Here is a 24,790-nt window from a genome sequence, read left to right on the forward strand (position 1 = left end):
CACAGCGTCACGGGTACGGCTGGCAGGTCCCGGTGCCGAGGGAGCAGGGAGACGACCATGACGATCGAGTTCCGCGGCGTCACCAAGCGGTACGGGGGTGGGGCGGCAGCGGTGGACGAGCTGTCGCTGACCGTGCCGGACGGCAGCATGACGGTGTTCGTCGGTCCCTCCGGATGCGGCAAGACGACGTCGCTGCGCATGGTGAACCGGATGGTCGAGCCCACCGACGGCGACGTGCTGTTGGACGGGCGCAACGTGCGTGACATCGATCCGGCCGAGTTGCGGCGCGGAATCGGCTACGTCATCCAGCACGCGGGTCTGTTTCCACATCGGACCGTGCTGGGCAACATCGCGACCGTGCCGATGCTGTCCGGGTGGAGCAGGAGGTCGGCGCGCCGCCGGGCCGGTGAGCTGCTCGACACGGTCGGCCTGCCCGCCGAGCTGGGTTCGCGATATCCGGCCCAGCTGTCCGGGGGTCAGCAGCAGCGGGTGGGGGTCGCGCGCGCTCTCGCGGCGGATCCACCGGTGCTGCTCATGGACGAACCGTTCTCGGCCGTCGACCCGGTCGTGCGGGAGGGGTTGCAGGACGAGCTGCTCGACCTGCAGCGGCGGCTCGGTAAGACGATCGTGTTCGTCACGCACGACATCGACGAGGCGGTCCGGCTCGGAGACCGGGTCGCCGTCCTGCGGGTGGGCGGCAGGTTGGCGCAGTACGGCACGCCCGCCGACGTGCTGCGCCATCCGGTCGACGACTTCGTCGCGGAGTTCGTCGGCAAGGACCGTGGCTACCGGGGGCTGTCGTTCCTGTCGGCGGGCGCTCTCGAGGTCGGCGAGGTCGTCACCGTGGAGATCGGTTCGGTGCCCGGAGAGTCCGGCGAATGGCGGCTCGCGATCGACGACGAGCGCAGGCCGCGCGGCTGGCTCGCACCCGGCTCCACAGTGGACGGATCACTGGCGGAGGCGGATCTCGTCGCGGGCGGCTCGCTGTACCGGCGGGGCACATCCCTGCGCGGTGCGCTCGATGCCGCGTTGTCCTCGCCCGCGAGCCTCGGCGTCGTGGTGGACGACGACGGCGCGGCCGTCGGGGTCGTCACTGCGCGCCACGTGCTCGACGTGATCGAGCGGCACCCTGCCAGTGCGACCGCGACAAGCCGCACCGCGAGAGCGTGACCGCGACATGAGTCTCATCGACGAGCTCGGCACCTACCTCGGCAGCGCGAACACCCGCGCCCAGCTGTGGGCTGCGCTGGCCGAGCACGGCTACCTGGCCCTGCTGCCGATCCTGTTCGGTGTCGTGCTGGCCGTCGGTGCGGGGTGGCTGGGGCAGACGTGGCCTCAGGTACGCGGAACGCTCGCCGTCGTGGCGAACCTCGTCTACACGATCCCGTCGCTGGCGTTGTTCGTCGTCATCCCCGGCGTCATCGGCACGACGATCCTCGACAGCATCAACGTCGTCGTCGCGCTGTCCCTGTACACGGCTGCATTGCTGGTGCGCCCGATGCTCGACGCCATCGCCGCCGTGCCGCAGGCCGTGACGGCGTCCGCCACAGCCATGGGATACCGGCCCGCACGCCGGTACTTCGGTGTCGAACTCCCGCTCGCCGTGCCGGTACTCGCCGCGGGGGTCAGGGTCGCGGCGGTCAGCAACATCAGCCTGGTCAGTGTCGGTGCGCTCATCGGGGTGGGCGGGCTCGGCAGGCTGTTCACCGACGGCTTCCAGCGCGAGTACTACGCGCCGATCGTGGTCGGTGTCGTACTGACCCTCCTGCTCGCACTCGTGGTGGATCTGTTGCTGGTGTTGCTGCGCCGGGTGCTCACCCCGTGGCAGCGTCCGGCTCCCACGAGGCGGGCTGACGAGGAGGTCGCAGCATGATCGCCGAGACTGTCGCGTGGTTCGGCGACGCTGCGAACTGGAGCGGCCCAGGGGGCGTGCCGGCCCGCGTGCTCGAACACGTGGGCTATGTCGCCCTGGCACTGGCCATCGCACTGGTCATCGCCGTTCCCTTCGGACTGCTGGTGGGGCACACCGGCAGAGGTGCCGTGCTGCTGGTCGGGGCCGGCAACATCGTGCGTGCGTTGCCGACGCTCGGTGTGGTCACGCTGTTCTTCCTGTTGTTGGCCGAGAGCACGCCTGCGGCGGTCGTGGGACTGGTCGTGTTGGCGGTGCCACCCGTCATGGCGGGCACGTACGCGGGCGTGCAGTCGGTCGATGCCCACGTCGTCGATGCGGCGAGTGGGGTCGGTATGCGCGGGATGCAACGGCTGTGGCAGGTCGAGGTGCCCATCGCACTGCCCATGGTGCTCGGCGGGGTGCGCAACGCGGTGCTGCAGCTCGTGGCGACGGCCGCAGTCGCGGCGTACGTCGGGCTGGGCGGCCTAGGCCGTTATCTCATGGACGGACTGGCCATTCTCGACTATGCCGAGGTCGTGGCCGGTGCGGTGCTCACCGCGGCACTCGCGGTGGTGCTGGATCTGCTGCTGGCGGGGTTGCAGCGGATCGTGGTGCCGCGCGGCGTGCGGTTGGCCGAACTCACGAGGTCGAAGGGGCCCGCATGATCGGTGCGTCGAGCCACGGGGTCATCGGTCGATGGCGACGGATCATCGCCGTGTGCGCGGTACTGGTGTTGGCCACCGCCTGCGGCAACCCGTTGCGCGGAGGGGCCGAGGGAGGCGACGACGGGCGCATCGTCATCGGCGCCTCCGACGTCGGGGAGAGCCTGCTGCTCGCGGAGATCTACGCCGGTGCATTGCGCGGCGCGGGGGCCGATGACGTCACGGTGCGGCCGCCGGTCGGTGGTCGTGAGGTGCTGGTCCAGGCATTGCAGGACCGCTCGCTGACGCTCGCACCCGACTACAGCGGCAATCTACTCCGGTACTTCGACCAGGACACGTCCGCGACGACGTCGGACGAGGTCTACCGGGAGCTGCCCCGTGCGCTGCCGGAGGGGCTGGAGGTGCTGGACCAGTCCCCGGCAGAGAACACCGACATGCTCGTCGTGCGGGAGGAGCTGGCAGCACAGGGCGTGCGCACGATCTCGGATCTTGCTCCGCGCTGCGACCGGCTCGTGTTCGGCGGGCCGGGCCAGTGGGGCGAGCGCTGGCGTCGGGAGATCCGTGAGCTGTACGGCTGTGAGTTCAAGGAGATCCGCACGACGGACACGGGCGGGCCGGTGACGGTGGAGGCGCTGCGGTCCGGCGAAGTGCAGGTGGCGAACATGTTCAGCACGTCGGCCTCCGTGTATGCCAACGGGTTCGTGCCGTTGGAGGACGATCGCGACATGTTCCCCGCGCAGAACATCGTGCCGTTCGCCGTCGAAGGATCGCTGTCCGAACGCGAACGCGATGCGCTCGACCGTGTATCGGCAGCCCTCACGACCGAGAAACTGACGGAGTTGAACGTTGAGTTCTCGGAGCGGAAACGCAATCCGGCCGACATCGCCGACGAGTTCCTGGCGCAGGCCCGGAATCGGTGATTCCACTCCCGTCGCACGACGGCAGGGGTGCGACCTTGGTAGCAGACCTTCGTCGGGGGCTGAACGATGGTTCTTGCCGCGGCGGTGCAACGCGAATTGCACCTGCTGGTCACGGTTTGAACGCATTTTCCCGGAACGTATGGACCATTGCGCCGCCGTGATTGCGTCGAACGGAGTAGGAATACTACTTTCGTCGCCATTCTGGGAAACTTTTCCTTGATGTGATCTCGCCGCTTTCTCGCTTACTGTTCGGCCCATTCCGGACAAAGTTCGAACGGAAGGGAAAAGCGTGCGTACCGACAAGCGAAGGATCGGCACGGCCGTCGGGGTGGGCACAGCCGCCGCGGCCCTCGTGCTGGGCATGGCGGGCACCGCGGGCGCCGTACCGCAGGAAGGCACCATCATCGGTGCCAATGCGGACACGGCGGTCGCCGGCAAGTACATCGTCAAACTGAAGGACGGCGTGACGACCACGGCCGCCGACCTGGGCGGCAAGGTCGAGCACAGGTTCTCGAGCGCGCTGAACGGCTACTCGGCCGAGATGTCCGAGGCGAAGGCCAAGAGCATCGCGGCGGACCCTGCCGTCGACTACGTCGAGCAGGTGCAGACCATGCACACCACCGCGGACCAGGCGAACCCGCCGTCGTGGGGGCTGGACCGAATCGACCAGCCTGAGCTGCCGCTCGACGACAACTACTCCTCGCCGAACGACGGTGACGGTGTCACGGCCTACATCATCGACACCGGCATTCTGACCTCGCACGAGGACTTCGGCGGCCGGGCCACACACGGTGTGGACACCGTCGACAACGACGACGACGCGACCGACTGCAACGGCCACGGCACGCACGTCGCCGGCACCGTCGGCGGCACCGACTACGGCGTCGCCAAGAACGTCGATCTGGTCGGCGTCCGGGTGCTGAACTGTCAGGGCAGCGGCACCAACGCGGGCGTCATCGCCGGCATCGACTGGGTCACCGAGAACGCCTCGGGTCCGTCGGTCGCCAACATGAGCCTCGGCGGCGGTGCCTCCGACGCGATCGACGAGGCCGTGCAGAACTCCATCGCCTCCGGCGTGACCTACGGTCTGGCCGCGGGCAACGACTACGGTGCCGACGCGTGCAACTCCTCGCCGGCCCGTACTCCGGAGGGCATCACGGTCGGCTCCACGACCAACACCGACGCCCGTTCGAGCTTCTCGAACATCGGCTCCTGCGTGGACATCTTCGCCCCGGGCAGTGACATCACCTCCGCGTGGATCGACAGCGACACCTCGGAGAACACGATCTCGGGCACGTCGATGGCGACCCCGCACGTCGCTGGTGCGGCCGCGGTGTACCTGTCGGCGAACCCGGACGCCACTCCGCAGCAGGTCGGTGACGCGCTGGTTGCGGGCGGTTCCGAGGGTGTCGTGTCCGACCCGGGCACGGACTCGCCGAACGTGCTGCTGAACGTGGTGGGCGACGGCTCGACGCCGCCGGACGAGCCGGACCCGGAGCCGGGTGACTGTGAGGCCGTGACCAACAACGACACGACCGACATCCCGGACGCCGGCTCGGTGACCAGCACGGTCACGGTCTCCGGCTGTGAGGCCGCCTCGGCCGACGCCACGGTCGACGTCGGCATCACTCACTCCTACCGCGGTGACATCGCGCTGGACCTGGTTGCCCCGGACGGTTCGGACTACAACCTGAAGACGTCGGGGTACGACTCCCGCGACGACATCAACGAGACCTACACGGTCGACCTGTCGGGTGTTTCCGAGCCGAACGGCGAGTGGACGCTGAAGGTGACCGACGCCTACTCGTGGGACACCGGTTCGCTCAACAGCTGGACCCTCACCCTGTAAGTCCGGCGTGACGCACGCCCGCCCGGTTTACACCCCCGACCGGGCGGTCACGTGAAAACCCCCAAGGGCACCTTCGTGGCACTCAACGCCCCTAAGGTTCCCTTGGGGGCATCGTGTGGTCACGTCGCGTGTTCGCCCAGGCGTCACCGGTGGGTGATACAGAAAACCGGCCCGGCGGAGTCGAACTCCGCCGGGCCGGTCTTCTGCTTGCCGTGGTTCTCGGTCTACTCGAAGGCCTTCGTGATGAGTGCCTTCTGCTCGACCTCGTGCACCTTCGACGAGCCCGCCGACGGTGCGGCCATCGGCCTGCGCGCCACCACGTCCAGGTTCGCCAGCACCTCAGGCAGCTTGCGCGGCAGGTTCAGGCCGAAGTACGGCCAGGCGCCCTGGTTCTCCGGCTCCTCCTGCACCCACACGACCTGCTGGGCGTTCGTGAACCGGCTGAGCGTCTCGGCCAGCTTCTTCTTGGGCAGCGGGTAGTACTGCTCGACCCGCACGATCGCGACGTCGTCGATCTCGCGCTTGGTCCGCTCGGCCACCAGCTCCCAGTAGAGCTTGCCCGAGGTGAGCAACACCTTGCGCGCCTTGGCGGGGTCGACGTCGGAGTCGTCGATCACCGACATGAACTTCGAGTCGCCGGTGAAGTCCTCGACGTTCGACGTCGCCGCCTTGTTCCGCAGCATCGACTTCGGCGTGAAGACGATCAGCGGGCGCTTGACGCCGTCGAGGGCGTGGCGGCGCAGCAGGTGGAAGTAGTTCGCGGGGGTCGAGGGCACGGCCACCGTCATCGAGCCTTCGGCGCACAGCTGCAGGAAGCGTTCGATGCGGCCGGAGGTGTGGTCCGGTCCCTGGCCCTCGTGGCCGTGCGGCAGCAGCAGCACGACGTCGGAGAGCTGGCCCCACTTGGCCTCGCCGGAGGAGATGTACTCGTCGATGACGGACTGGGCGCCGTTGACGAAGTCGCCGAACTGGGCCTCCCACATCACCAGCGCGTCGGAGTTGGCCACGGAGTAGCCGTACTCGAAGCCGACCGCCGCGTACTCGGACAGTGCCGAGTCGTAGATCATCACGCGGCCCTGCTCGTCGGCGAGGTGCTGCAGCGGTGAGTATTCCTTGCCGCTGTCGCGGTCGATCAGCACGGAGTGGCGCTGGGTGAACGTGCCGCGGCGCGAGTCCTGGCCGGACAGCCGCACGAGCCGCTGTTCCAGGGCGAGCGAGCCGAACGCCAGCAGTTCGCCGAAGGCCCAGTCGATGCCGCCTTCGCGGGCCATCTTGGCGCGCCGGTCCATGACCGGCTTGACGCGCGGGTGCGGGTTGAAGCCCTCGGGCACGTTGACGAACGAGTCGCCGATGTGCTGGACGGTCTCGCGGGAGATGGCGGTGGGCAGGTTCGCGGGGACCTGCTGTTCCTCCTCGACCGACGGGCTGGGCGTGACCGGGTGCTTCTCGAGTTCGCGCACCTCGTTGAAGACGTGTTCGAGCTGGCTGGAGAAGTCCCGCAGCGCCGCTTCGGCCTCTTCCATCGAGATGTCGCCGCGGCCGATGAGCGCCTCGGTGTAGGTCTTCCGGACGCTGCGCTTCTTGTCGATGATGTCGTACATCCCCGGCTGCGTCATCGAGGGATCATCGCCCTCGTTGTGACCGCGCCGCCGGTAGCAGATCATGTCGATCACGATGTCCTTGTTGAACGCCTGGCGGTAGTCCACCGCCAGCCGCGCGACCCAGTAGGCGGCCTCCGGGTCGTCGCCGTTCACGTGGATGATCGGCGCGCCGATCATCTTGGCGACATCGGTGGCGTACTTCGACGACCGCGCGTGCTCGGGCGCGGTGGTGAAGCCGACCTGGTTGTTGATGATGACGTGCACGGTGCCGCCGGTGCGGTAGCCGCGCAGGAGCGAGAGGTTGAGCGTCTCGGCGACCACGCCCTGGCCGGCGAACGCGGCGTCGCCGTGCAGCAGGACGGGCAGCACGGTGAAGCCGTCGACGTCGCCGCCCTTGTCGAGGATGTCCTGCTTGGCGCGGACGATGCCCTCGAGGACGGGGTCGACCGTCTCCAGGTGCGACGGATTCGCCGTGAGCGACACGCGCGTCTCGCCGTCGCCGAACATGCGGAAGTACTTGCCCTCGGCGCCGAGGTGGTACTTCACGTCGCCGGAGCCGTGTGCCTGACCCGGGTCGAGGTTGCCCTCGAACTCGCGGAAGATCTGCGAGATCGGCTTGCCGACGATGTTGGCCAGCACGTTCAGCCTGCCGCGGTGCGGCATGCCGACCACGACCTCGTCGAGGCTGTGCTCGGCGGCCTTGTCCAGCAGCGTGTCCAGCATCGGGATGACCGTCTCGCCGCCCTCGAGCGAGAACCGCTTCTGGCCGACGTACTTGGTCTGCAGGAACGTCTCGAACGCCTCGGCCGCATTCAGCTTGCTGAGCACGTACTTCTGCACCGTGGGCTCGGGCTTGTCGTGCGGGATCTCGACGCGGTCCTGGATCCAGCGGCGCTCGTCGGGGTCGAGGATGTGGGTGTACTCGACGCCGACGGTGCGGCAGTACGAATCGCGCAGCACGCCGAGGACGTCGCGCAGCTTCATCTTCTCCTGGCCCGCGAACCCGCCCACGGCGAACTCGCGGTCCAGGTCCCACAGCGTCAGGCCGTGCGAGAGGATGTCCAGGTCCTCGTGGCGGCGCTGGCGGTAGTTCAGCGGGTCGGTGTCGGCCATCAGGTGGCCGCGCATCCGGTAGGCCTCGATGAGCTCGAGCACCCGGGCGGTCTTGTCGATCTCGCCCTCGGGGATGTCCGAGACCCAGCGCACCGGCTCGTACGGGATCCGCAGCGACGTGAAGATGTCGTCGTAGAACCCGTCGCCGCCCAGCAGCAGCTCGTGGATGCGCTTGAGGAACTCACCCGACTCGGCACCCTGGATGATGCGGTGGTCGTAGGTCGACGTGAGCGTCATGATCTTGCTGACGCCCAGGTCGATGAGGGTCTTCTCGCTGGTGCCCTCGTAGTGGGCCGGGTACTGCATCGCACCCACGCCGATGATCGTGCCCTGCCCGGACTGCAGCCGCGGCACCGAGTGGTTCGTGCCGATGCCGCCCGGGTTGGTCAGCGAGATCGTGGTGCCCGCGAAGTCGTCGGCGGTGAGCTTGTTGTTGCGCGCCTTGCGGACGATGTCCTCGTAGGCCTGCCAGAACTGCAGGAACGTCATGCTCTCGCAGTTCTTGATCGACGCCACGACGAGATTGCGGGCACCGTCCTTGCCCGGCATGTCGATCGCCAGACCGATGTTGACGTGCTCCGGCGTGACCGAGTGCGGCTTACCGTCGATGACCTTGTAGTGCCGGTTCATGTTCGGGTAGGCGTGCAGCCCCCGGATCATCGCGTAGCCGATGAGGTGCGTGAACGAGATCTTCCCGCCGCGCGAACGCTTCAGATGGTTGTTGATGACGATGCGGTTGTCGGCCATCAGCTTCGCCGGCACCGCACGCACGCTCGTTGCCGTCGGCACGCTCAACGACGCGTCCATGTTCTTCGCGATCGCCGCAGCCGGGCCCCGGAGGACCTTCGACTCGGGTTCGCTCTTCTCGGGCTTGGCCGCCTGGCCGCTCTTCGCCTCGCTGGTCGCGGCCTTCTTCTCGCCGGCAGTGGAGGGCTGAGCAGCGGGTGCAGCGGCCTCGGCGGGCGCCTTCTTCGCGGAGCCGGACTGGGCAGGAGCGGACTGAGCCGAGCCGGACTGAGCCGAGCCGGACTGAGCCGAGCCGGACTGGGCGGGAGCCGAGGGAGCTGCGGACTTCGGGGCCTGCGACGGGCTGGGCCGGCCGTTGCCTTGCGTCTGCGCCGGAGCCTGCGGCTGACCGTTGGCCGACGGATCGGCCTCCGTCGTGTCCGGCTTTCGCTCTTGCGTGGGGGAGAAGTCGGCAAAGAACTCATGCCACGCGGAGTCGACGGAAGAAGGGTCGGCGAGGAACTGGTCGTACATTTCCTCGACGAGCCATTCGTTGGGGCCGAACTGTGACGCAGGGCTGCTGCTGGACACGGCTGGGACTCGCCTCTATCTGTCTCGATGTGCCAATTACGCGCGTACCAGGCTAACCCCCGTGCCGGCGGGACAGTCACCGAACTCGCACTTGGTGGCCGGATCCGCAGGCGCGGGGCAACCCGGATTTCTCACTGAATCGATACCGGTCGCTGGGCGTACACCCGAGACTCGTCGACGGTGGCGACCGGCGCCGGTTTTCGTGACCGGAGTCATGGCGGCGCCGGGCGGTGGGACCCGGCCGGGTCGTTCGGCGGTCGGGTCACTCGGCGGCAGGCGCGCCGGCCAGGGGAGTCCCGGCCGCGGGAGGCCGCTCCGCGGCTCCGTCACCGAGGCGCCACAGCCGGGCGTACGCCCCGTCGGCAGCGAGCAGTTCGGAGTGTGATCCCTCCTCGACGACCCGCCCGTGGTCGAGGACGACGATCCGGTCGGCGCGTGCGGCGGTCGCCAGCCGGTGCGCGACGACGAACGTCGTGCGTGTGGCAGCGAGCCGGTCAGTGGCCCGCAGCACGGCGTCCTCTGTGGCGGGGTCGAGTGCGGCCGTCGCCTCGTCGAGGAGCAGCACGTCGGGGTCGACGAGCTCGGCCCTGGCCAACGCCACGAGCTGCCGCTGGCCCGCCGACAGCGCACGCCCGCGTTCGCCGACCTGCTGGGCGAACCCGTCCGGCAATGCGGCGACGCCCTCGAGCGCGCCCACCGCGCGGACGGCGGCCTCCACCTCGGCGTCGGTCGCGGCCGGGCGGCCGTAGCGGACGTTGTCGGCCACCGAGCCCACGAACAGGTGCGGCTCCTGCGGCACGACGCCCACCCGGCTGCGCAGCTGCGGGAGGTCGTAGTCCCGCACGTCGACGCCGTCGATCCGCACCGTGCCGGTCGTGGCGTCGTAGAACCGCGCGAGCAGCTTGACGGCCGTGGACTTGCCCGCGCCCGTCGCGCCGACGAACGCGATGGTCGTGCCTGCGGGCACGGCGAGCGAGAGGCCGGCGAGCGCGGGCGTGTCGGCACCCGGGTAGTGGAAGCCGACGTCGTCGAGCTCGACGTCCCCACGCAGCCGCTCGCCCGTGGTGACCGGGTGCTCGGGCTGCGGCACGGACGTCGGCGTCCGCAGCAGGTCACCGATCCGGCGGAGGCCGACCTTCGCCTGCTGGTAGCCGTCGAACACCGTCGAGAGCTGCTGCACCGGCGAGAAGAACAGCCCGAGATACAGCAGGAACGCCATCAGCACGCCGGGCGAGAGCTCTCCGGCCGCCACTCCTGCCGCCCCCGCGGTGAGCACGAGGACCTCCGCCACTCCCGACAGCAGCGTCACGAACGGGAAGTACGTCGCCACATATCGCTGTGCGCGCAGACGGGAGCGGCGGTATGCGTCACTGCGGGAGGCGAAATCGCGGGCGGATCGCTCTTCGCGGGTGTAGGCCTGGGCGACGCGGAGCCCGCTGACGTTCTCCTGCATGTCGGCGTTCACGGCGCTGACCCGTTCGCGCGCCTCGGTGTAGGCGGCCGAGGCGCGTCTGCGGAACAGCACCGTCGCGACGATCAGGACCGGCAGTACGGCGAACACGTACAGCGACAGTCCCGGCGCGGTGACGATGAGCGCGGCGCTGATGCCCACCAGCGTCAGGACGCTGACGACCGCGGTGGCGAGACCGGTCTGGAGGAACGTCGACAGCGCATCGACGTCGGTGGTCATCCGCGTCATGATCCGGCCCGACAGTTCGCGCTCGTAGTAGTCGAGGCCGAGTCGTTGCAGTTGGGCGTAGCTGCGGACCCGCAGCAGATACAGCACGGACTCACCGGTACGGGCGGTCAGCCGGGTCTGCAGCGCGATCGCGAGCCAGTCGAACGCGATGACCACGACGCCGACGGCCGCCGCGATGAGCACGACGGACTCGGCGCCGGTCCGCACCCCGTCGTCGACACCGCGCTGGTAGAGCGCGGGTACGGCGATCGTCGCCAGCGCGTCGATCGCCACGAACGCGATGACCGCGGCCAGCAGTCCCCGGACCGGGCGCAGCAGGCTCGCGAGGCGGAACCGCGGGTCCGGTGCCGTCGGATCGAGGTCGCCGAGATCGGGCCGGTCGGTGGCGGGAGGGAGCGCGCGAACCCGGTCGAGCAGTTCGGGCGTGGGCGGCAGGTCGAGCGACGCATGGCCGCCGGGGCCGCCACCTCGGCCGGTCGCGGCGGCGGGCCTCGTCGTCGAGACCGATGGTATCGACGAGGAACCGGCCGCGGACGTGGCGGCGGCCGGTGCGGCGGTGCCCTCGTGGTCTGTGCCGTCGTGGTGTGGGCCGTCGTGGTGTGGGTCGTCGCGGTCGGCGCTGGCGGCGTCTCCGTCGTCGGTGTCGTGGCGCGGCCACAGTTCCGGGGTGACACCGCCCGGTGCGGGTTCGGCCGGCACGGGGTGACCGGGCTCGTCGACGTCGTCGCCGGGGCCGGACACGAGGTCGCGGTACAGCCGGCAGCGCGTCTCGAGCTCGGCCGCCGTGCCGATGTCGACCACCCGGCCCTCGTCGAGCACGGCGATCCGGTCGGCCAGTGCCAGGGTGGAGCGGCGGTGGGCGATCAGGAGCGTGGTGCGCTCCCGCATCACCTCGCGCAGCGTGTCGTGAATGGCGGCTTCGGTCGCGGTGTCGACGGCGGACGTGGCGTCGTCGAGGACGAGCACGCGCGGATCGGTCAGCAGTGCGCGCGCGAGGCCGAGGCGCTGCCGCTGGCCGCCGGACAGCGTGAGCCCGCGCTCGCCGACCTGCGTGTCGTAGCCCTCGGGCAGTGCGGAGATGAACTCGTGGGCCTCGGCGGCCTTCGCCGCGGCGATCACCTCCTCGTCGGAGGCGTCCGGTCTGCCGTAGGCGATGTTGTCCCGGACCGAGGTCGAGAACAGGAACGCCTCTTCGAACACGACGCCGACGGTGCGCCGCAGCTCGGTCAGGCCGAGATCCCGGACATCGGTCCCTCCGACGCGGACCGCACCCTCGTGGACGTCGTAGAAGCGGGGCAGCAGCAGCAAGATCGTCGATTTGCCGGAACCGGCGGTTCCGACGAGTGCGAGGGTCTCGCCTGGTCGGGCCCGCAGCGACATGCCGTCGAGTACCGGTTCGGACAGGGTGTAGCCGAACCGCACGTCCTCCAGTTCGACGTCCAGCGATCCACCGGGAACCGGGTCCGGGTCGGCACGCTCGCGTACCTCGGGCTGGGCGTCGATGAGCTCGTGCACGCGTTCCGCACCCGCGCGCGTGAGCTGGGCCTGCACGACGAGGCTCGCGAGCATGCGTGCAGGCCCGGTCAGCGACGAGACGTACGTGGCGAACGCCAGGAACGTGCCGAGGCTGATCTCGCCCCGCAGCGCGAGGATGCCGCCGACCGCCAGTACCGCGATCTGGCCGGCTGCGGGCAGTGCCCCGGTCGTCGCCGTCGGAACTGCCGACAGCTTGGCGGCGCGGAGCCGTTCGGCGAACAGCGTGCGCGCCGAGCGGGAGAGCTCGGCCGTCTCGCGCTGTTCCTGGCCGAAGCCCTTGACCACGCGCACGCCCGTGACCGTCTCCTCGACGTGCTGGGCGATCTCGGCGGCGCGCTGCTGGGCCGACCACGTCGCGGGGAACAGCTTGCGCCTGCTGACCGCGAGGACGATCGCGACCGCGGGGCCGACGATCAGTGCGATCACCGTCAGCAGCGGCGACATCCACAGCATCGCCCCGAGCGCCAGGAACGCGAACACCACCGACCCGGCCGACAGCGGCACCTGCATCAGGAACCCGGTCACGAGCTGCAGGTCGGTGATGGCACGCGAGACGATCTGCCCGGTGCGCAGCGAGTCCTGTTTGCCGCCGTCGAGCCTCGAGACCGCCGCGAACACCGACTGCCGCAGGTCGTGTTGGACGTCGAGGGCCAGCCTGCCGCCGACGTAGCGCCTGCCGAATGCGGCGCCGAACGCCAGTAGGTGCAGCGCGAGGAGCGCGACGGCCAGCCACGGGAGGTTCGCCGTCGAGCCCGCGACGGCGCCGTCGACGCCCTCGCGGATGAGCAGCGGGCTCACCGCTTGTACGCCGACGCCGAGGACGGCGGCACCGAACGCGAGGACGACGAGCGCCGGGTGCCGCCAGCACGCGGCGGCGACCCGACGCACCCAGCCGTTACGGCGGCCGGACGGTCCGGGAGTGCCGGGCGGATCGGTTTCGTTCGCGGTGTCGCTCTCCGCGCTGCCGATCCGCCCCGACACTCCCGGCTCCTCCTCGTCGACTTGCTGCTATGTGATGTCGCGCTTCTGATTGGCCGCCCAGCCGCCGCCGAACAGCAGCATCGCCCAGGCGAAGAAGATCAGCGCGGAGGCCCACCACGAGAACGCACCCGGCGCACCCGCGGTGAACTGCATGAGCCACACCGCTTCGTCGTCGATCGCGTCGGGAACCGCCGTGCCCGCTGCGCCGAACGCCTCGGCGCCGATCGCACCGACGATGCCGTTGAGCGTGCCGTTGGGCAGGACACCCCCGAGCCACGATATGCCGCCCCAGCCCCACATGACGAGCACGAGGAGGTTCTCGACGATCAAGATCCAGATGATGGACGTCACGGTCGCACCGGTGGTGCTGTTCCACAGCGCGCCGAGGCCCACTCCGAACAGCGTAGCCAGGATGGAAGCCAGCACTCCCGCGCCGAGGATGCCGAACCAGTACCCGGCGTCCGGGATTCCCGGCGAGTCGACCGTGATCACCGTGCCGAGGCTGGCGAAGCCGACGATGACCACGCCGTAGATGGCACCCCACAGGATGTAGGTGAGCATCTTCGCCGTCAGGGCGGAGACCCGGTTCGGCGCAGTGAGGAACGTCGTCGTGATCGTCTTCTTGCCGTACTCGCCCGCGATCGCGAGGATCCCGAGGATCAGCGGGAACAGCAGCCCGATGTTGATCCCGTGGGCGAGCGCCAACAGGCCGACGGGCAGTGTCGTGACCTCCACACCCGCCGCGCGCCCGAGTTCCCGCGCGTCGCTGCTGCCGAGGTAGTCGTTGATGTCGTTGGTGATCGCGCCCCAGCCGAGTGCGAACAGCAGGGCGAGCACCACCGTCGGAATGAGCAGGCCCCACCAGCTCTTCGTGGTGACGATCTTGCGCATCTCGGCCTTGATCAGGTTGCCCATCACTGGCCACCTCCCCAGCCCTGCTGGCCCGGCTGCTGGTAGCCCGGGGCCTGGTACGGATTCTGCGGCTGACCGGCCGGCGGCCCCTGCTGGAAGCCGGGTGGCGGCCCCGGTGGTTGCTGCGGCGGCCCCGGTGGCGGCTGCGGCGGTTGCTGCGGAGGCTGACCCGGCGGCATCGCGCCCCCGGCGTACTGCGGGCTCGTCATCTGGAAGAACAGCTGCTCGAGGTCCGCCTTCTCCTCTTCCATGCCGTAGACGGCCACGCCCGCCTTCGCCGCGACGTCACCGATCTGCTGCACGCCCGCGTTCGTCACGGCCACCCGGCCGTCGTGAGCGGGCTGGACCTCGCCGACGCCCGCCTCGCGCAGTGCCGTCACCAGCGCGTTCGCGTCCGCGGGCTGCACCAGCACCCGGGAACGCTGCGAGGCGCGCAGCTGCTCCAGCGGGCCGTAGTAACGCGTCATGCCCGCGCTGACGATCACGACCTGGTCGATCATCTGCTCCACCTCGGACAGCAGGTGGCTCGACACCAACACCGTCCGGCCCTGCTGGGCGAACGACTGCAGGAACCCGCGCAGCCACGCGATGCCCTCCGGGTCCAGGCCGTTGGACGGTTCGTCCAGCACCAGCACCTGCGGATCGCCGAGCAGCGCGGTCGCCAGCGACAGCCGCTGCCGCATGCCGAGCGAGTAGCCGCCCGCAGGGCGGTCCGCCGCCGGGGAGAGTCCGACCAGCCCCAGCAACTCGTCCACCCGCTGATCCGGAACGCCGATCGCGGCCGCGTACACCCGCAGGTGGTTCCGCGCCGTGCGCTTCGCGTGGAAGCCCTCGTTCTCCAGCACCGCCCCGACGATCCGCGCCGGGTTGCCGAGCTGCGTGTACGGGCGTCCGTTGATCGTCGCCGCACCCGATGTCGGTGTCACCAGTCCGAGCAGCATGCGCAGAGTCGTCGTCTTCCCTGCGCCGTTCGGCCCGAGGAACCCGGTGACCGAACCCGGTTCCACGGTGAAGCTCAGGTTCTGGACCGCCGTCACGGCCCCGAACTGTTTGGTGAGGTTCTGCACCGCGATGCGGCCACTGCCGTCGTGCATTGTCCATCCCCTTTTGGTGCGCTGTGGCCCCTGCGACCGCGCCTGGCGTGCGGTCGCGCCGCGTGACGGCGATGCGCATCCCTCGTCCTTCTGGTGGGTGAGGGCGTTCGCGGCGCTCGCGAACGGGCGCCCGTCACGGTGGCGGTCGCCATCCTGCCGTATGCCCTGTGATGCAGGTGGGGAGGTTGCGAGATTCACGGTCGTCGACAGCGAACCGATGCCCGAAATCGGCGACTCTGGGTGTTGCTGTCGGCATTCACCGTGTGTGAAGTCAACCGTTGGCCGGGCCTGCGCCGGGCATGTGAACAAAAAACCTGAAGACTTGCCGACCCCGGGGCGGCGAACCGCCGACCGACGACTTAAGCTGGTACGTGGCGGCCCGCTCCCGGTGACCCCCAGGCTGGTTGAGCGGGCCGCCCCTAGTCGTGTGGCACTTCGCGCCGGCACTCCCTCCGCCGCTCAACCTCGTCTTTTCCGGGGTCCAACCCCGGGCCCGGCCGGAGGGCTTCGCCCCCGGACCCCGGGTAGGTGGGCGGATGCGTTCGGGTGGGCCGGTGCCGGGGCGGTGGGTTCTGGTGTCACTCATCGGTGCCGATTCACCACGTCGTCGCTGTCCTCGTCAGCAGCGCACCGAGAACCTGCGGCCGTGCGAGTTGTCGGCCCGCCGCAAGTGACTTCGTCACGTTTCGACGAGGTCGTGTGGCGCTTCGCGCCGGCACTCCCTCTGCCACTCAACCTCGTGTTTTCCGGGGCCGACCGCGACCCGGCCCCGGCCAAAGGCTGTACAGCGTGGATGGCCGGGCGGTCCGCGCACCCTGTGTGATCACGGCGAAGTGGTGAAGAGTGCTGAGCGGCGGCGCGGTGCCCGGGTGGGCGCCGCCCCGCCGCTCGGCCGCCGCTCGGCCGGCGCCGACCGACAGGACCGTCGGGTTACAGGTCGGCCGGGGTGTAGGTGAGTTCGTGGGCCTTCGCGACCGGCTCGTTCGTCAGCGCGCCCGCGTGCGTGTTCAGGCCCTTCGCCAGGTTCGGGTCCGCCCGCAGCGCACCCTCCCAGCCGTCCTCGGCGAGCCGCAGCACATACGGCAGCGTCACGTTCGTCAGGCCGTAGGTCGACGTCCTGGGCACGGCGCCCGGCATGTTCGCCACGCAGTAGAACACCGAGTTGTGCACCCGGTAGGTCGGCTCGTCGTGCGTCGTCGGCCGGGAATCGGCGAAGCAGCCGCCCTGGTCGATCGAGATGTCCACCAGCACGCTGCCCGGCTTCATCCTGGCCACGAGGTCGTTCGAGACGAGCTTCGGGGCCTTCGCGCCCGCCACCAGCACGGCGCCGACCACCAGGTCCGCCTCCAGCACGGCCTGTTCGAGCGAGAACGCGTTGGACGTCACCGTGCGGATCCGCCCGCCGAAGTCGCTGTCGATCTGCCGCAGCCGGTCGACGTTCGTGTCCAGCACCTCGACGTCGGCGCCGAGGCCCAGCGCGATACGCGCCGCGTTCAGGCCGGCCACGCCGCCGCCGATCACGACCACCCGCGCCGGATGCACGCCGGGGACACCGCCGATCAGCACGCCGCGGCCACCGCCGGGCTGCATCAGTGAGTACGCGCCCACCTGCGGAGCCAACCTGCCCGCGACCTCCGACATCGGAGCCAGCAGCGGCAGCGTCCCGTTGGGCAGCTGCACGGTCTCGTACGCGATCGACGTCGTGCCCGCCGCCATCAGCGCCTCTGTCAGCGCCCGGTCCGCGGCCAGGTGCAGGTAGGTGAACAGCACCTGGTTCGACCGCAGCCTGCCGTACTCCTCGCTGATCGGCTCCTTGACCTTCAGCACGATGTCGCCCTCGGACCACGTGTCGTCGGCAGTCGGGAGGATCTTCGCGCCAGCAGACGCGTACTCCTCGTCCCGGACCGCCGAACCGAGTCCGGCGCCCGTCTCGACGTAGACCTGATGGCCGCGCGCGGTCAGCTCGTGTGCCCCCGCCGGGGTCAGTGCAACCCGGTACTCGTGCTTCTTGACTTCCTTCGGGACGGCGATGCGCACGGCTTCCTCCTCGGTGGCGGGCGCCCGCCCGCTGGGCCGGCGCACGTCGGTTCCGCTTCCTTGTGGGAACGGATGGGAATGGTGTCTCCGACCACGGTGAACCACCCGGACGGCGGTGTCATCGTGCTGCGAGGACAATTATCCGCGGACAGTGTGGTTTTCCGATGACAAATAATTGACCTCCAGTTGGCTCGAGGTCGCAGGCTGGTCGTCATGCGAGTGGTGTGGTGGACGAAGCCCGGCGGGCCGGAAGTGCTGCAACCGGGAGAGGCGGACCTGCCGGCGCCGGGGCGCGGTGAGGTGCTGATCGACGTCGAATACGCGGGCATCACGTTCGTGGAGACACAGTTGCGTGCCGGGCTCGGGCCGTTCGCGTGGGAACCGCCGCTCATTCCGGGCAACGGTGTCGGGGGTGTGGTGTCGCGGATCGGCGGCGCCGTCGATCCTGCGCTCGTCGGTGCCCGCGTGGTGAGTGGGCTGTCGGGTAGCGGCGGCTACGCCGAGCACGCCGTCGTGGCGGCGGACCGGCTGCTGCCGGTGCCGGACGGCGTGTCGATGTCGGACGCGGTCGCAGTGCTCGCCGACGGCCGCACCGCGATGCTGCTGCACCGCGGTGCGGATCCGCGCCAGGGGGAGCGGGTGCTCGTCGAGGCGGCCGCGGGTGGAGTGGGCGGTCTGCTCGCGCAGCTCGCGGCCAACGCGGGTGCCGTCGTGGTCGCTGCGGCGGGCGGCCAGCGGAAGACCCGTCTTGCGCGCGAGGCGGGCTCGTCCCATGCCGTCGACTATCTCGATCCACAGTGGACGGATCAACTGCGGGAACGGATCGGTGGGGTGGACGTCGTCTACGACGGGGTCGGCGGGGACATCGGGCGCGCGGCGTTCGGTCTGCTCGCCCCGGGCGGCCGCATGCTCGTCCACGGCATGGCGAGTGGAGTCATGACCGACATCCCTGCCGAGGAGGCCGAGGCGCGAGGCGTCACCGTCACGGGCGGACTCGACGTCACCCCGGAGACGCTGCACGAGTGTGCACGCGATGCCCTTGCGGAAGTGGCCGCGGGCCGGCTGCGGCCCCGGATCGGCGCGATCCATCCGCTGGAACGTGCGGCCGACGCACACGCCGCCATCGATGCGCGGACGGTGATCGGCAAGACCCTGCTCGCGGTGAATCCGTGACCACGTCGCCGCGGTAGGCCGTGCTCGTCACGACCAGCGCAGGGTGAGCAGCTGCGCGATGAGTGCCAGTCGGACGTCGGGGTCGTCGAGGTCGAGACCGGCGAGGTCGAGGAGCTTGCGCATGCGGTAGCGGAGCGTATTGGGGTGCACCTGTAGCGCTGCGGCCGCACTGCGCGGATCCCCGGGATAGCGCAACCAGTGGTAGAGCGTGTCGACGTACTCGGTGCCCTGTGCCTGATCGTGCTCGAGGAGGACGCGGAGGGGGCCCAGGCCGGTCACGTTCGCGGCGCGGGCGGCGGTGGCCGTCCGGTGCAGAATGAGCGGGGTCCACACCTCGTCGAACGTGACGGTGCGCCCCGGCACGACGCCCGATCGCAGCAGGCCCAACGCTTCGTCGGCCTCGGCCCGTGACGCAGGCATGTCGCCGAGCTCGTAGGCGCCGCCCGCGGCCGCGTGGAGTTCGCCGGCCTTCGGGCCCGCCTGCATGTCGTCGAGCGCCGTTCGCAGCTGCGGCCAGGTTCCCGCGCCCCCGTGTTCCGGTACGACCGCGTACAGCAGGCCGGCGTGCTCGGCGGCGACGGGCTGACGGCCGACGCCCTGCGACAGCCGTTCGAGCAACGCCAGCCGCATGCCCTCGCCGTCGAGTGTGTCGCCGCCGGGAGTGTCGATGACGACGACGCGGTGCGGTTGCTCGGTCAGGCCCAGCTCGGCGACGGCCTTGCGGGGGCCGGCCTCGCCGTGCAGCAGTTCCCGCAGCACCTCGGCGTAGGCGCGGCGGCGGACATCGGAGTGGGCCCGGCGCCGCAACAGGTGCAGCGCTACGACGGGTGCGGTGTCGGCGAACGCGGCGGCCCGTTCGTCGGGGACGGGGCCGTCGACGACGGCCCACATCGATCCGAGCAGTTCACCGCCCATGCGGACCGGCGCGATGAGGCGTGGCAGGGTGCCGTCCTTCTGTCCCGGAACGAAGATCGTCTGCCTGCCGCGGGTGAGGTCGCGGAAGACACCACGGGACCGGAAGCGGGCGAGTACGTCGTCGGGGATGCGTCTGCCGACGATCGTGGCCACGCGCGCGGGGTCGGTGAGGTCCTGCCGTGCCGAGTAGGCCAGCACGCGGGAATTCGTGTCCTCGATGGTCACGGGCGCGTCGACGACGGAGGCCACGGCGTCGGCGAGCCGGAACAGGTCACCTGCGGCCGGGTCCGCCTCGAGCGTGTCGGACTCGTCGGCCTCGGCGTCCAGCACGGTGCGCAGCAGCCACACGAGTTGGGCCCACGCGGTCGCCTCGTGCACCTCGATCAGGCCGATGCCCGCGCGCTTCGCGGCACCGCGCACGGCGGACTGCTGCGCGATCGGTGCTTTGACCAGCACCGCCGTCGCCTCGCGGCCGGCGGAGTCCTTCAGCAGCGCCACGGCCGCGCCGGCGTCCGGTACGGCGACGCCCAGGACGAGATCGCCCGCCCCGGGAGTGGTCGCGGCGGCCGGTTCGGCGATGACGACGTCGGCGACCACGGCCGACTCGTCCGGCAGGTGCAGCGCGTGGAGCAACGTCGGCCCGACGCGGTCGACAACCGTGCGGACGGTGATCATCGGCCGGCGGACCTGCTGCTCGTCATGGGTCGGCAGCCTACCGTGAGAGCCTGCCTTCCCGACCCGAGGAGAGGAGCGGACATGGGTGTGCGCGGAGTGGCGAAGGTGATCGTCGGCGTGAGCGATCAACAGCGGGCGAAGGAGTTCTGGGTCGACAGGCTGGGCTTCACGGTCACGACGGACGCGCCGTACGACGACCAGGGAACCCGCTGGCTGGAGGTGACGTCGCCGGACAGAGAGACGATCCTGATCCTCAGTCCGGATCCGCAGGCCGAACACCGCAGGGAGTCGGGTGACGAGCGGCCCAACACGAACGTGTTCTTCTACGCCGACGACATCGAGGGCACCTACGCCGAGCTGTCGGCCAAGGGCGTCGAGTTCCCGAGCCCACCGTCCCGGCAGCCGTGGGGCTGGTGGGCCACGTTCGTCGATTCTGAAGGCAACCGCTTCGCCCTGCAGGAGCGCTGACCGGGACCTCGGCTGGCCTCGACCGGCCTAGCCTGACCGACCGTGAGCGGACACGCCAGGACCTCAGTCGAGGAGCGCCTCGGCGATCCACGGCTCCACGGGCAGGTCGCGTTCCAGGCACGCGGTCGACAGCCGCATGGTCCAGCGCAGCGCCTGCACGATGAGGCTCTCCACCTCGTCAGGGGAGGCGTTGGCGAGTGCGATCTCCAGCTGCTGGCTGGCGTCGTCGGTGTTGCCGTGGACCTCGGCCAGCAGTGTGCGGACGGCCGTGCGCACGGGCGGCTCGGCGTCGTCGATCGCGACCTCCTCGCCCTCGGAGTCGAATACCTGCACCTTGACGGGTGCGGCGCCCCCGTCGCCGAGGGTCGTGACCATCTCGCTGCAGGTGCCGAACAGCAGCAGCATGAGCGCGCGCGTGTCGTCGGTGGCGAGCGCTTCGAGCGCTGCCGCTTCGATCGCAGCGGCGTCATCGCCGAGACGCATGGCGAGCAGCGCCCGCTGGGCGGTTTCGACGAGCCGTGACGGCGTTCCTTCCTCGTGCACGGGTGTCATCAAACACCAGACGCGCCGTGATCGTCGTGCGCCCGCAGGGGTGATCATCGTCGCTGCGGCGTTACGAGGGGTTCTACTTCGCTGCGTAGAGCGCACCGAGGGCGAGCCGGGTGAGCAGTTCGGCCAGGTCCTCGTGGGGCAGGTGCCGGTTGTGCGGCGTGGAGTTGATGAGGCCGAAGACGGCGTGCGCCGCGGATCGGGCGTGGGGTTCATCCAGGCGGGGGACGGCCGCGCGTAGCGCCGTGACCCACACCTCGACGTACTGCCGCTGCAGCCTGCGGACACGTCTGCGGTCCTCGTCGGCGAGGCTCGCCAGGCTGCGTTCGTGGACGGTGATCAGCGCGGGTTGCTGCAGCGCGAAGTCGACGTGGAAGCGCACGAGACCGGCGAGGATCGTGTCGACGTCGCCGGCCCGGCGGACGCGTTCGGTGCCGCCCGCGAGCAGGTACTCGCTGATGCCCGTGAGCATTTCGCCCAACATGGCATCCTTGCTGCGGAAGTGCCGGTATAGTGCCGGACCGGTGATTCCGACGGCGGCGCCGATGTCGTCGATGCCGACGCCGCGGAATCCGTGCTGAGCGAACAGCTCGGCAGCTGCGGCGAGGATCTGATCCCGCCGGGACGGCTTCCCGCCGCCGGGCGACGTCGCTGCACTGGGGATCATGATGTCACTGTACGGGATGAAGTTAGCGAATGCTAACTTCATCCCGACTTCCGATATGAGCCGTGCGGGGTAACTCCGGCTCTTTCCCTCCTTTCCGGACCGTTTCCGCTGGTATTCGTCTACCGGCCAACGGAAAACGGAAAGGCGGCCCCAGATGGTCAATTGTTCCCGTATCGTCGGCACGGCGGTGATCGCGTCGCTGGCACTGGTCGGTGGTGCGGCCACCGCGGGTGCGGCGGAAACGACCGCCTATGACAGTTACGTCGCCCTCGGCGACTCCTACTCCAGCGGTGTCGGCGCGGGCGACTACGGCGATTCGGGCGGCTGCAAGCGCAGCGCGAACGCCTACCCGCAGCTCTACGCGGACGCCAACGGCATCAGTGACTTCCAGTTCGCAGCCTGTCTGGGGGCGCGCACGGACGACGTGCTCGCGCAGGCCGATTCGCTCTCCTCGGGTACCGACGTCGTCACGGTGTCGGTCGGTGGCAACGACGCCGGGTTCGTCGACGTCATGATCGACTGCACGACGAGCTCCGACCAGGGGTGTGTCGACCGGGTCGACGAGGCCAAGGAATACGTCGAGACCACGTTGCCCGGTCTGCTGGACGGCGTGTACGACAAGATCAGGGCCAATGCGCCGGACGCCGAGGTGTTCGTGCTCGGGTACCCGCAGTTCTACGAGATCGGCGGCTCCTGCAACGCCGGCCTGAGCGACACCAAGCGGGCGGCCATCAACTCGGGTGCCGATGCCCTCGCGGAAGCGGTCTCCGAGCGCGCCGCAGCCGCCGGCTTCACGTTCGTGGACGTCCGTGACGAGTTCGCCGGCCACGAGATCTGCTCGGACGACTGGTGGTTGCACAGCGTGAAATGGCCGATCGACGAGTCCTATCACCCGAACGTGGCCGGTCAGGAGCACGGTTACCTGTCAGCGTTGGCGGGTGCGGCCGGCTGACGTCGATTCCGGCGGGGTTTTCCTGTCGAACGCCTGGACCTCAGGGTTAGTAGCCTCTAACATCGGACACGGTGTTAACGGCTGCTAACCCTGAGGTGTGTCATGGAAGGTCCGACGCTCGCCAGCCACGCTGACCCGAACAGCGAGGCGTACTCCCGCAATGTCGCAGGGCACGGTGAGTTGGTCGAAGATCTGCGCAAGCGGCTCGCCACCGCCCGGCTGGGCGGCGCGGAGAAGGCGCGCGCCCGGCATGTGGAACGCGGCAAGCTGCTGCCGCGCGACCGGGTCGACGCGCTGCTGGATCCGGGGTCGGCGTTCCTCGAGCTGTCGCCGCTCGCGGCGACCGGGCTGTACGACGACGAGGCGCCTGCCGCGGGCATCATCACCGGCATCGGCCGGGTCTCCGGCCGCGAATGCGTGATCGTCGCCAACGACGCCACCGTCAAGGGCGGAACGTACTACCCGATGACGGTCAAGAAGCACCTGCGCGCGCAGGAGGTGGCGCTGGACAACAACCTCCCGTGCATCTACCTCGTCGATTCCGGAGGGGCGTTCCTGCCCCGACAGGACGAGGTGTTCCCCGACCGCGAGCACTTCGGCCGCATCTTCTACAACCAGGCGACCATGTCGGCGCGCGGCATCCCGCAGATCGCCGCCGTTCTCGGATCCTGCACGGCGGGTGGTGCCTACGTACCGGCGATGAGCGACGAGGCCGTGATCGTGCGCAACCAGGGCACGATCTTCCTCGGCGGTCCGCCGCTGGTGAAGGCCGCGACCGGGGAGGTTGTCACGGCCGAGCAGCTGGGCGGTGGGGACGTCCACTCGCGACAGTCCGGTGTCACCGACCACCTCGCCACCGACGACGCCGACGCACTGCGCATCGTGCGCTCGATCGTCTCGACCCTCGGGCCGCGGGAACCCAAGCCGTGGGACGTCGAGCCCGTCGAGGAACCGGCCGCTGATCCGCGCGAGCTGTACGGCGTCGTGCCCACCGACTCGCGCACGCCGTACGACGTCCGCGAGGTGATCGCCCGCGTCGTCGACGGCAGCGGGTTCGCCGAGTTCAAGAAGGAGTACGGCACGACTCTCGTCACCGGGTTCGCCCGCATCCACGGGCACCCGGTCGGGATCATCGCCAACAACGGCGTGCTGTTCGCCGAGTCCGCGATGAAGGGCGCCCACTTCATCGAACTGTGCGACAAGCGTTCGATTCCGCTCGTGTTCCTGCAGAACATCACGGGCTTCATGGTCGGAAAGGACTACGAGGCGGGCGGCATCGCCAAGCACGGCGCGAAGATGGTCACCGCCGTTGCGTGCGCCAGGGTCCCCAAGTTCACCGTGATCATCGGCGGCTCGTTCGGCGCCGGCAACTATTCGATGTGCGGCCGGGCGTACTCGCCGCGGTTCCTGTGGATGTGGCCGAACGCGCGGATCTCCGTGATGGGCGGCGAGCAGGCGGCATCGGTGCTCGCGACCGTGCGGCGGGACACCGTCGAGGGGCGCGGCGAGGAGTGGTCCGCCGACGAGGAGGAGTCGTTCAAGGATCCGATCCGAGAGCAGTACGAACAGCAGGGCAACCCGTACTACTCGACCGCGCGGCTGTGGGACGACGGCGTCATCGACCCCGCCGACACCAGGACGGTGCTGGGCCTGGCGCTGTCGGCGTCGGCCAACGCACCGCTGGACCCGGTCGGCTACGGCGTCTTCCGGATGTGACCGGTGACGGGCCGCAGGAGGCGAACAGCGCCCACTCGGAAACAGGCAGCGTTCGCCCGGAAA

The 24,790-nt window shown here is 69.7% G+C and carries 17 protein-coding genes; 9 read left to right on the forward strand and 8 right to left on the reverse strand.

Going from position 1 to position 24,790, the window contains the following annotated elements:
- Positions 1–57 precede the first annotated feature (57 nt).
- The 5 genes from LY40_RS00185 to LY40_RS00205 all read left to right on the forward strand — a co-directional run bounded on the left by LY40_RS00185 (position 58) and on the right by LY40_RS00205 (position 5,322).
- Positions 58–1,170: an ABC transporter ATP-binding protein gene (locus LY40_RS00185; RefSeq protein ID WP_258935547.1), complete on the forward strand. Its 1,113-nt coding sequence runs from the start codon at positions 58–60 to the stop codon at positions 1,168–1,170.
- 7 nt (positions 1,171–1,177) lie between these two features.
- On the forward strand, positions 1,178–1,873 hold the full coding sequence (locus LY40_RS00190; RefSeq protein ID WP_183783388.1) for an ABC transporter permease: 696 nt from the start codon (positions 1,178–1,180) through the stop codon (positions 1,871–1,873).
- Positions 1,870–2,556 (forward strand): ABC transporter permease, encoded by a 687-nt coding sequence (locus LY40_RS00195; RefSeq protein ID WP_183783390.1) that lies wholly within the window; start codon positions 1,870–1,872, stop codon positions 2,554–2,556. Before LY40_RS00190 ends, LY40_RS00195 begins: the two co-directional genes overlap by 4 nt.
- Complete coding sequence (locus LY40_RS00200; protein WP_183783392.1) at positions 2,553–3,473, forward strand: ABC transporter substrate-binding protein; 921 nt, start codon at positions 2,553–2,555, stop codon at positions 3,471–3,473. Before LY40_RS00195 ends, LY40_RS00200 begins: the two co-directional genes overlap by 4 nt.
- A 361-nt stretch (positions 3,474–3,834) precedes the next feature.
- A complete protein-coding gene (locus LY40_RS00205) occupies positions 3,835–5,322 on the forward strand; it encodes a S8 family peptidase (RefSeq protein ID WP_258935592.1) in 1,488 nt (495 codons plus the stop codon).
- Positions 5,323–5,546: 224 nt separating this feature from the next.
- On the opposite strand, the gene LY40_RS00210 is transcribed toward LY40_RS00205, so the two are convergent.
- The 5 genes from LY40_RS00210 to ald form a co-directional block, all read right to left on the reverse strand.
- Positions 5,547–9,353, reverse strand: a complete 3,807-nt coding sequence (locus LY40_RS00210) for a multifunctional oxoglutarate decarboxylase/oxoglutarate dehydrogenase thiamine pyrophosphate-binding subunit/dihydrolipoyllysine-residue succinyltransferase subunit (protein WP_258935548.1) — start codon at positions 9,351–9,353, stop codon at positions 5,547–5,549.
- Positions 9,354–9,615: 262 nt separating this feature from the next.
- Complete coding sequence (locus tag LY40_RS00215) at positions 9,616–13,476, reverse strand: ABC transporter ATP-binding protein (protein WP_258935593.1); 3,861 nt, start codon at positions 13,474–13,476, stop codon at positions 9,616–9,618.
- 120 nt (positions 13,477–13,596) lie between these two features.
- Positions 13,597–14,484, reverse strand: a complete 888-nt coding sequence (locus LY40_RS00220) for an ABC-2 transporter permease (protein WP_183783396.1) — start codon at positions 14,482–14,484, stop codon at positions 13,597–13,599.
- A complete protein-coding gene (locus LY40_RS00225; RefSeq protein ID WP_183783398.1) occupies positions 14,484–15,575 on the reverse strand; it encodes an ABC transporter ATP-binding protein in 1,092 nt (363 codons plus the stop codon). The genes LY40_RS00220 and LY40_RS00225 overlap by 1 nt, the downstream gene beginning before the upstream one ends.
- Before the next feature lie 930 nt (positions 15,576–16,505).
- Complete coding sequence (ald, locus tag LY40_RS00230) at positions 16,506–17,612, reverse strand: alanine dehydrogenase (RefSeq protein WP_258935594.1); 1,107 nt, start codon at positions 17,610–17,612, stop codon at positions 16,506–16,508.
- A 213-nt stretch (positions 17,613–17,825) separates the two neighbouring features.
- Here ald and LY40_RS00235 point away from each other — a divergent pair, with 213 nt between their 5' ends.
- Positions 17,826–18,785, forward strand: coding sequence for a zinc-binding dehydrogenase (locus LY40_RS00235; RefSeq protein WP_258935549.1), 960 nt, complete (start codon positions 17,826–17,828; stop codon positions 18,783–18,785).
- 27 nt (positions 18,786–18,812) lie between these two features.
- On the opposite strand, the gene LY40_RS00240 is transcribed toward LY40_RS00235, so the two are convergent.
- Positions 18,813–20,375: a PucR family transcriptional regulator gene (locus LY40_RS00240; RefSeq protein WP_258935550.1), complete on the reverse strand. Its 1,563-nt coding sequence runs from the start codon at positions 20,373–20,375 to the stop codon at positions 18,813–18,815.
- 81 nt (positions 20,376–20,456) lie between these two features.
- Here LY40_RS00240 and LY40_RS00245 point away from each other — a divergent pair, with 81 nt between their 5' ends.
- Positions 20,457–20,843, forward strand: a complete 387-nt coding sequence (locus LY40_RS00245) for a glyoxalase superfamily protein (protein ID WP_258935551.1) — start codon at positions 20,457–20,459, stop codon at positions 20,841–20,843.
- Positions 20,844–20,906: 63 nt separating this feature from the next.
- Here LY40_RS00245 and LY40_RS00250 read toward each other — a convergent pair whose 3' ends face one another.
- Together LY40_RS00250 and LY40_RS00255 are read right to left on the reverse strand one after the other, a co-directional pair.
- Complete coding sequence (locus tag LY40_RS00250; protein ID WP_183783406.1) at positions 20,907–21,395, reverse strand: hypothetical protein; 489 nt, start codon at positions 21,393–21,395, stop codon at positions 20,907–20,909.
- Positions 21,396–21,468: 73 nt separating this feature from the next.
- Positions 21,469–22,059 (reverse strand): SACE_7040 family transcriptional regulator, encoded by a 591-nt coding sequence (locus LY40_RS00255; protein ID WP_183783408.1) that lies wholly within the window; start codon positions 22,057–22,059, stop codon positions 21,469–21,471.
- A 154-nt stretch (positions 22,060–22,213) separates the two neighbouring features.
- Between LY40_RS00255 and LY40_RS00260 the strand changes: the two genes are divergently transcribed.
- Positions 22,214–23,011, forward strand: coding sequence for an SGNH/GDSL hydrolase family protein (locus tag LY40_RS00260; protein ID WP_258935552.1), 798 nt, complete (start codon positions 22,214–22,216; stop codon positions 23,009–23,011).
- A gap of 102 nt (positions 23,012–23,113) precedes the next feature.
- Positions 23,114–24,727, forward strand: a complete 1,614-nt coding sequence (locus LY40_RS00265; protein WP_183783413.1) for a carboxyl transferase domain-containing protein — start codon at positions 23,114–23,116, stop codon at positions 24,725–24,727.
- The last annotated feature ends 63 nt before the right edge of the window (positions 24,728–24,790 follow it).

This window comes from Prauserella salsuginis (genome assembly GCF_024648885.1).
In the GTDB taxonomy this organism is placed as follows: Bacteria; Actinomycetota; Actinomycetes; order Mycobacteriales; family Pseudonocardiaceae; genus Prauserella; species Prauserella salsuginis.

Bases quoted from the DNA above. Each gene is read 5' to 3' on its own strand.
- LY40_RS00225 (WP_183783398.1), bottom strand. From the start codon at position 15,575: ATGCACGACGGCAGTGGCCGCATCGCGGTGCAGAACCTCACCAAACAG.
- LY40_RS00240 (WP_258935550.1), bottom strand. From the start codon at position 20,375: ATGATCACCGTCCGCACGGTTGTCGACCGCGTCGGGCCGACGTTGCTC.
- LY40_RS00220 (WP_183783396.1), bottom strand. From the start codon at position 14,484: ATGGGCAACCTGATCAAGGCCGAGATGCGCAAGATCGTCACCACGAAG.
- LY40_RS00195 (WP_183783390.1), top strand. From the start codon at position 1,870: ATGATCGCCGAGACTGTCGCGTGGTTCGGCGACGCTGCGAACTGGAGC.
- LY40_RS00255 (WP_183783408.1), bottom strand. From the start codon at position 22,059: ATGATCCCCAGTGCAGCGACGTCGCCCGGCGGCGGGAAGCCGTCCCGG.
- LY40_RS00205 (WP_258935592.1), top strand. From the start codon at position 3,835: ATGGCGGGCACCGCGGGCGCCGTACCGCAGGAAGGCACCATCATCGGT.
- LY40_RS00265 (WP_183783413.1), top strand. From the start codon at position 23,114: ATGGAAGGTCCGACGCTCGCCAGCCACGCTGACCCGAACAGCGAGGCG.
- LY40_RS00200 (WP_183783392.1), top strand. From the start codon at position 2,553: ATGATCGGTGCGTCGAGCCACGGGGTCATCGGTCGATGGCGACGGATC.
- LY40_RS00235 (WP_258935549.1), top strand. From the start codon at position 17,826: ATGCGAGTGGTGTGGTGGACGAAGCCCGGCGGGCCGGAAGTGCTGCAA.
- LY40_RS00260 (WP_258935552.1), top strand. From the start codon at position 22,214: ATGGTCAATTGTTCCCGTATCGTCGGCACGGCGGTGATCGCGTCGCTG.
- LY40_RS00250 (WP_183783406.1), bottom strand. From the start codon at position 21,395: ATGACACCCGTGCACGAGGAAGGAACGCCGTCACGGCTCGTCGAAACC.
- LY40_RS00185 (WP_258935547.1), top strand. From the start codon at position 58: ATGACGATCGAGTTCCGCGGCGTCACCAAGCGGTACGGGGGTGGGGCG.
- LY40_RS00245 (WP_258935551.1), top strand. From the start codon at position 20,457: ATGGGTGTGCGCGGAGTGGCGAAGGTGATCGTCGGCGTGAGCGATCAA.
- LY40_RS00190 (WP_183783388.1), top strand. From the start codon at position 1,178: ATGAGTCTCATCGACGAGCTCGGCACCTACCTCGGCAGCGCGAACACC.